Genomic DNA, 6,833 nt, shown 5'->3' on the forward strand with positions numbered 1-6,833 from the left:
AACAGGAGCGTAAAACCATGAATCGTCTCAAAGGAAAAGTCGCGGTGATCACCGGCGCGGGCAGCGGCATCGGTCGGATCAGCGCACAGACATTCGCCCGGGAGGGCGCGCAGGTGGTGGTCACTGACCTGTATGCCGCCAGCGCAGAGGAGGTCGCACGTTCGATAAATGAAGCAGGCGGCAGCGCCCTGGCGCTGAAGGTCGATGTCGGCGTGGAAGCCGACCTCAAGCACATGATCGATAGCACCATTGACCACTTCGGACGCATCGACGTGCTGTTCAACAACGCGGTCAGCAAGAACCCGGCGACGGCGCGTGATGTGGACTTCATTGACTTCAACGAAGCGCTGTTCCACACCAATATGCGCGTCAACGTGCTGGGCGGGGTGCTGGCGTGCAAGTGGGCGTTGCCGCACATGCTGGCGCAGGGCAGCGGCTCGATCATCTTTACCTCGTCCACCAGTTCGATTGCCGGTGAAGTCGCGCAGTTCAGCTATGGCGCTTCCAAGGCCGCCGTCAATTGGTACACACAGACCATTGCGGCCACCTTCGGCAAGCGTGGCGTGCGCTGCAACGCGATCTTGCCGGGTGTGATCCGCACCCCGGCGCTGGAAGGCTGGGCCAACGAAGCCATGACCCAGGCGTTCCTCGATATCCAGAACGTTCCGAGGCTGGGCGAGCCAGAAGATATCGCGGCGATGGCGCTGTTCCTGGCCAGCGATGAATCCGCTTACGTGAACGGTGCATTGATGCGTGTCGACGGCGGTATGAGTTGCGCCACACCTATGGTGCCGGTGGTACGGGCCTGGCTTTGAATCTGGCTAGAAAACTGATCTAAACAGGAAGTTCTCAAATGGGCATGCCACAAGAAAATCTGATTCGCGAATTTTGCCAGGCCTGGGGCGATGGTTCCGCCGAGTCGCGACCGCAGTTGGAAAAAATTCTCTCGATGCTGGCCGAGGATGCGGTCTGGCAGCTCTGGGTGCCGGGAGGCCCAGTGATTCGTGGGCGCGAGTCGTTGCGGCTGGAGATCCAGCGGCAGATGTCCTACGTCACCCACAACCTTTGCACAATCAAAAATATCGTCTCGTCAGACCGCGTGGTGATGACCGAGCGCGATGACTACGCCGTGTCCAGCGGAAAACCGATGCCGCACTCGATGGTGGCGGTGTTTGAGTTGGATGAGTGCGGCTTGATCACTGCTTGGCGCGAGTACTTGGATACCGCCGATCTGGCGAAGAAAAAGGGCGTCGCGCTGGAACAGGTCGGGGGGCCGGCTCGGGCGTAGACCCCGGCCGTGGCAACTAATGGAGAACGTTATGCAAACATCAGAACAACAAGGCTCGAAACAACAAGCGCAAAGCAGCTCGGTCGTCGAGGACAACTTGCGGCGTTGCGTCGAGCAGCTTTTGGGGGGCCGGGTGACTGACATGCAGCGCCTGATTCGCTGGCGTCCGGCCTGGAATATCCAGGTGCAGCGCGGTGACGAAACCATCGGCGTGCACATCCGCGGCGAGCGTGGTGGCGATGTCAGCCCGTTCCCGGACTTGCGACGCGAGGCTGATATCCTGATCCTGCTGGGCGAACAGGGCATCCCGGTGCCCAGAATCTACGGCTTCTGCGAAGACCCTCAGGCCATCATCATGGAACTGGTGCCGGGCACCCGCGACGTTAGTGCTGCGGTGGGTGACAAACAGCGTCATTCGGTGGCGCGCCAGTATGTGCGGGCTATGGCGGCCATGCATCAGTTGCCCGTCCAGTCGTTCGTCGACAAGGGCATACGGCTGCAACGCACCGCCACCGAGATTTCCCTGGCCGGACTCGAAGCCTATTACCCCTTGTACGAGCGCAACAAGAGTAAGCCCCAGCCTTTGGTGGAGTTCGCCCTTGGCTGGCTGCGTCGCAACGTCCCTCAACAGCGGACCAAGGCTGCATTTGTGCAGTACGACTCGGGTCAGTTCCTGTTCGAGAACGGCCAGGTCAACGCGTTGTATGACTTCGAATTCGCCATGATCGGCGACCCGCTGGCGGATCTGGCATCAGCACGGATGCGTGACAACTACGAGCCACTGGGCGAGACGTTCAGTGAGCTGTATCGCTATTACCAGCAACTGACCGGCGAGCCGGCTGATCCGGACGTGGTGCGCTTCCATACCGCGCTGTTTTCCACGGTTAGCGCCATGCAGTTTTCCTCAACGGTCGCTACGCCGCAGCCCGGCGATCCCCATGACACCTACCTCGAATTCGATTTGGCGTTGCGTCGGGTGGTGGTGCATGCCCTGGCCGAATCCATGGGTATCGGCATCGAAATCCCGCCGCAGCATATCGTCGAAACCGGACCCAATGCGTCGCTGCTGGGGATGCTCGAAGACTCCCTGGCGCAATTGGAGGTGGACACTGAGTTTCAGCAATCGCGGCGTAAGGCTGTGAGCAAGATCATCGAATACCTGGGCAAAGCCGACGCCATGACGCTGAGCCTGCAACGCCAGGATCAGCACGAGGCCGAGCTGTTATTAGGGCGCCGTTTCGACGACTACGCACAGATGGACCCGGCGCTGGACGCTTTCGTGCGCAGTGTGGGGCCGGAATACGACCAGCGCTTGTTGAAGCTGTTCATGTCACAGATTGAACGACGGGTTCAGGTATTTGGCGGCACCGCCATCGGCGCCTCGGCCAGTCATATCGATCTTCCACCCATTTAGTGCCAGGAGTTCGCATGTCAGCCTTCGACAACTTCAAACAAAAATACGGTCCATGGGCGTTGATTGCCGGCGCCTCCCACGGCGTCGGGGCAGCCTTTGCCCGACAATTGGCCGAGCGCGGATTGAACTGCGTGCTGGTCGCGCGGCGTGAGGATGCCTTGCGCGATCTGCAGCAGGAATTGATCGAGCGTTACGCCGTTGAGGTGAGAGTCATCAGCCTGGACCTCGCACAACCCGATGCAGCAGTACGGTTGATCGCTGCGGTGGCGGATCTGGACATCGGTCTGTTGGTTTACAACGCGGGTGGCGACCCGTACATCACCCGGTTCCTAGATAGCTCCACGGACGATTGGGCCTCGCTGCTGCGGCTCAACGCCTTGACCGTGATGGAGTGCTGCCATGGATTCGGCGCCAGGATGTTCGAGCGTCAGCGCGGCGGGCTGGTGCTCGTCGGTTCGCAATCGGCCTTGGGCGGCATTCGCAAGCTGGCCATGTACAGCGCGACCAAGGCCTTTGCACTGAACCTCGGTGAATCGCTCTGGGCCGAATGGAAGGACCACGGCATCGATGTCCTGAACCTGCTGATCGGTACCGTGGATACGCCGACCATGCGCCAGGCCATGGTCAAGCTGAACATCAAGGATGCCCTGAGCATGGAACTGCCCAGCGCGTCCGATATCGTGACCATCGCCCTGCATGAACTGCCCTATGGCCCGACCTTTGTCCACCCCGAAGACACCGTTGGCGATGGAGCAATGAGGCAGGCCCGGCGAGCGCATGTGATCAAGATAAGCGCCGAAGCAGCGGTGTTCATTGGTGCGGATTGACACATCGCGTCAGGCTGATCACACGTGCGGTAGCGGATTTAACGTTTGTTTAATCAAGAGAACCCGACATGAAAACCTTTAACTCGATTGAGTTCAAACGCGGATGGCGGGTGCTGATTCTGGCGCTGGTGGGGGTGGCGACAAGCTCCAGTTCATTGCTGCTGTACAGCTTCAGTTCCATGGTTATTCCGCTGGAAAACGCCATGGGTTGGGGGCGCAGTGAATTGCAGGCGGCCATCACTGCCTTGTCTCTGGGCACTATCGTCGCTTCGCAACTGGCGGGCTGGTTGAACCTGCGGTACGGCCTGCGTACCGTGACCGTGATTTCATTGCTGGCGCTGACGATTAGCCTGTTGCTGCTGACGCGTATGGGCGGGTCGATCTGGACGTTATATCTGGGTTTTTTCCTGGTGCCGCTGGCCGGGTTGGGCACCTTGCAGATCACCTGGTCGCACTTGGTCAATCTGTGGTTCGAAGAGAATCGCGGGCTGGCGCTGGCGATCATTCTCAGTGGCTCAGGTATGGCCGCCATCGGGCTACCGCTGATCACCACCTGGGCCGTCACCCGCTGGAACTGGCAGGCCGGATTTATCGCGTTGGCGGTGCTGCCGGTGCTGCTGGCTTTGCCATTGGCATTGCGCTGGTTGATGCCCAAGGCGCAGCTCACTCAAACGGCGACTGAATCGCTCGCACCGGTCATCGCTGCATCGGGCATGGTCTTGAGCGACGCATTGCGCTCCTGGCGTTTCTGGATCTGCAACCTGTCCATGACCCTGGTGGTGTCCTGTGTCGTGGGGCTGGTGACCAACATCGTGCCCTTGCTACAGGATCGCGGGCTGAGCGCCGCGCAAGCCAGTCAGGTATTCAGCACCTTCGGTATTTCCCTGATCTTCGGACGTCTGGTGGTGGGGTATCTGATTGACCGGTTATGGGCGCCGGGCGTGGCCGCGCTGGCATTGCTGATGCCCGCGTTCGCCTGCCTGATCTTCGCCTTTGCTGAGTCGGACCCGTTCTGGTTCATCCTCGCGACCTTGCTGGTGGGTCTCGGCGCCGGAGCGGAGTTCGACATAGCGGCCTTCTTGATCGCGCGTTATTTCGGCATGCGTGATTACGGCCGTCTGTTCGGCGTGCATCTAGGTTTGATCACTGCCGGTGCGGCGATCGCGCCTTTGTTCTTTGGCGCGCTATTCAAGCTGACTGGCAGCTATCAGGCGATGCTGATCTTCAGCTGCGCCTGTTTTATCGTCGGTCCGCTATTGCTGTTGCTGCTGGGCCAATATCCCCGGTTCAGTCAAGAACCCCAGACAGAAAATGATTTCGCCTCACTCAAAGTGAGACATATTTGATAAAACTGTTCTACTATTGCCATTCAGAACCGTTGCTGACCACAAAAACTATAAGGAGTCCGTCATGCGTGCTGCTGTCATTCACGAGCGTAACGCCCCACCCGTACTGGAAGATTTCCCCGAGCCGCAAGCTCAGGATGGCGCCACCCTGATCGATGTCGACACTGCCGGGCTTGGTGGTTGGGATGTATTGGGTGCCTATCGACTGGGGGTGAGTTACCCCTGCGTCATTCGTGGTGAAGGAGTCGGTCGCACGGCGGATGGACGTCGGGTGTATTTCGGTGAGCGCTCGGTGCAGCCTTTCGGCGCTTTTGCCGAACGCACGTTGGTGCCGACCGAAGAAGTTTGGGACGTGCCAGACCATATCGACGACAAGACCGCGATTAGTATGGGCATTGCCGCCACCGGCGCTATCGTGCCGCTGGAAAAGGCCAACATCCAGAAAGGTGAGAAGGTGCTGATCCTCGGCGCCACTGGCACGCTTGGCTTGATTGCCCTGCAATTGGCCCGGTACTTGGGCGCGGGTAAGGTCGTGGGCGCGGCGCGCTCGGAACAGGCCTTGCTTAGCCTCAAGTCCCGAGGTTTTGCCGATGAGGTGGTGCGTCTTGGTGGCGACGATGACACCGCTGCGCTTAAGGACGCCGCTGACGGTGGCTTTGACGTCGTACTGGATCTGGTCTGCGGACAACCCTTGCTGTCATCACTCAAGGCGACCAACTGGGGTGCGCGCATCATGACCATCGGCACGGGTGCCGGACGCAAGATCGAGCTAGACATTGCCGACCTGCTGTTCCGCAACCTTTCGTGCATTGGCACCGGACAGCGTCCGCCTGCAGATCGCCGGTTGATCTGGGAACGTTTGCTGGGGATTGCGCAAGAGCAGCATATCCATGTGGATTACGCCGATTACACCCTAGAGCAGGCTGCAGAAGCTTGGGCAGCACAAGTCAAAGGTCCCCACGCGAAGATCACCGCCAGCATTCGTCGTTGATGATGATTACAGGCCGCCTTGTGCGGCCTGCAATTATTGGCGCGAGCGAAACTGCTCGGGCGTGACGCCGACTTCCTTGCGGAAGGCCGCGGTAAACGCTGCGGCATTGAGGAAACCGGTTTGATAGGCGACCTGTTTGATCAACAGGCAGGGATCGCTGAGCAACGCCATGGCCTTGTTGATCCTCGCCTGCGCGGCGTAGCGCCGCAGGGTTACGCCGGTGGTGTTCTTGAAGTAGATCGACAGTTTGCGTACCGGCATGTCGCAGAGCCGGGCTAACTGATGCAGGGACAGTTCTTGTTCCGGCCCTGCGTCCAACAGTTCATTGAGTTGACGCAACTGGGCGGGTGACAGTTTGCCCTCGACGGTCGGCGTGGGTTGCCGGCCCAGGTATTTGCCGCGCAGTTCCAGGGCAATGCTGGTCAACAGGTATTCGGTGTGTAGTGGGCTGGCAAACCCGGGTGCCGCGACCTCATCGGCCAGACGCTGCAAGGACGCATGCAGGTAGCGGTTTTCCAGGTTCAACATGCTGTCGTGGATGCAGCGTTCCCAGTCCCAGCGATACGCTGCGAGCGGGCCGAGGTTTGCGGGGTTGAACAGGCAGATCAGCGCTTTTTGCTGACAAACGTCGTGCCTGAGGTGAAAGGCAGTGTCGTGGGGGATGAACAGCAGCGGCCCCAAAGGTTTGAGGTGCGCGCACGAGTCACCGGAAAAGCTCCCTTGATTGTTTGTAGGGCCAGTTCGTTGCGGTTCGTCCGACGGCAACAGCAATCGGATCAGGCAACTGTTGTGGGTCTCGACCAACGCGGTTCCGCTGCTGGGCCAGGTGGCAAGCTCAAGGCGAATATCGAAGCCTTTCTGTGAGAATGCCGCTTCGGTATGGAAATGACCGGCGTGGGAGTCGTCGCATTCGCTGTAGTGAATAGCTTCCATGTTTTACCTTCAGCCATTTTTGTTTTTTTCTGGA

At 59.5% G+C, this 6,833-nt stretch carries 7 protein-coding genes; 6 read left to right on the forward strand and 1 reads right to left on the reverse strand.

Translation table 11 applies throughout. The features are described from left to right. The first annotated feature begins 17 nt into the window (after positions 1-17). The 6 genes from M0974_RS04900 (at position 18) to M0974_RS04925 (ending at position 5,866) form a co-directional block, all read left to right on the forward strand. Positions 18-815: an SDR family NAD(P)-dependent oxidoreductase gene (locus M0974_RS04900; protein ID WP_297833490.1), complete on the forward strand. Its 798-nt coding sequence runs from the start codon at positions 18-20 to the stop codon at positions 813-815. A gap of 38 nt (positions 816-853) precedes the next feature. Further along, the gene (locus M0974_RS04905) at positions 854-1,288 is read left to right on the forward strand and encodes a nuclear transport factor 2 family protein (protein WP_297833491.1); all 435 of its coding nucleotides are present in this window, start codon (positions 854-856) and stop codon (positions 1,286-1,288) included. A gap of 31 nt (positions 1,289-1,319) precedes the next feature. Then, entirely contained in the window at positions 1,320-2,702 is a 1,383-nt protein-coding gene (locus tag M0974_RS04910) for a phosphotransferase family protein (RefSeq protein WP_297833493.1), read from the forward strand. 14 nt (positions 2,703-2,716) lie between these two features. Next, the gene (locus M0974_RS04915; protein WP_297833495.1) at positions 2,717-3,529 is read left to right on the forward strand and encodes an SDR family oxidoreductase; all 813 of its coding nucleotides are present in this window, start codon (positions 2,717-2,719) and stop codon (positions 3,527-3,529) included. Positions 3,530-3,597: 68 nt separating this feature from the next. Beyond that, entirely contained in the window at positions 3,598-4,875 is a 1,278-nt protein-coding gene (locus tag M0974_RS04920; protein WP_297833497.1) for an MFS transporter, read from the forward strand. A gap of 64 nt (positions 4,876-4,939) precedes the next feature. Then, positions 4,940-5,866 (forward strand): zinc-binding dehydrogenase, encoded by a 927-nt coding sequence (locus M0974_RS04925; protein ID WP_297833499.1) that lies wholly within the window; start codon positions 4,940-4,942, stop codon positions 5,864-5,866. A gap of 33 nt (positions 5,867-5,899) precedes the next feature. On the opposite strand, the gene M0974_RS04930 is transcribed toward M0974_RS04925, so the two are convergent. Beyond that, positions 5,900-6,799 carry an AraC family transcriptional regulator gene (locus tag M0974_RS04930; protein ID WP_297833501.1) on the reverse strand — a complete coding sequence of 300 codons (900 nt, stop codon included), beginning with the start codon at positions 6,797-6,799 and terminating at the stop codon, positions 5,900-5,902. Positions 6,800-6,833 lie beyond the last annotated feature (34 nt).

It is taken from the genome of Pseudomonas sp., assembly GCF_026224925.1.
GTDB lineage: Bacteria > Pseudomonadota > Gammaproteobacteria > Pseudomonadales > Pseudomonadaceae > Aquipseudomonas.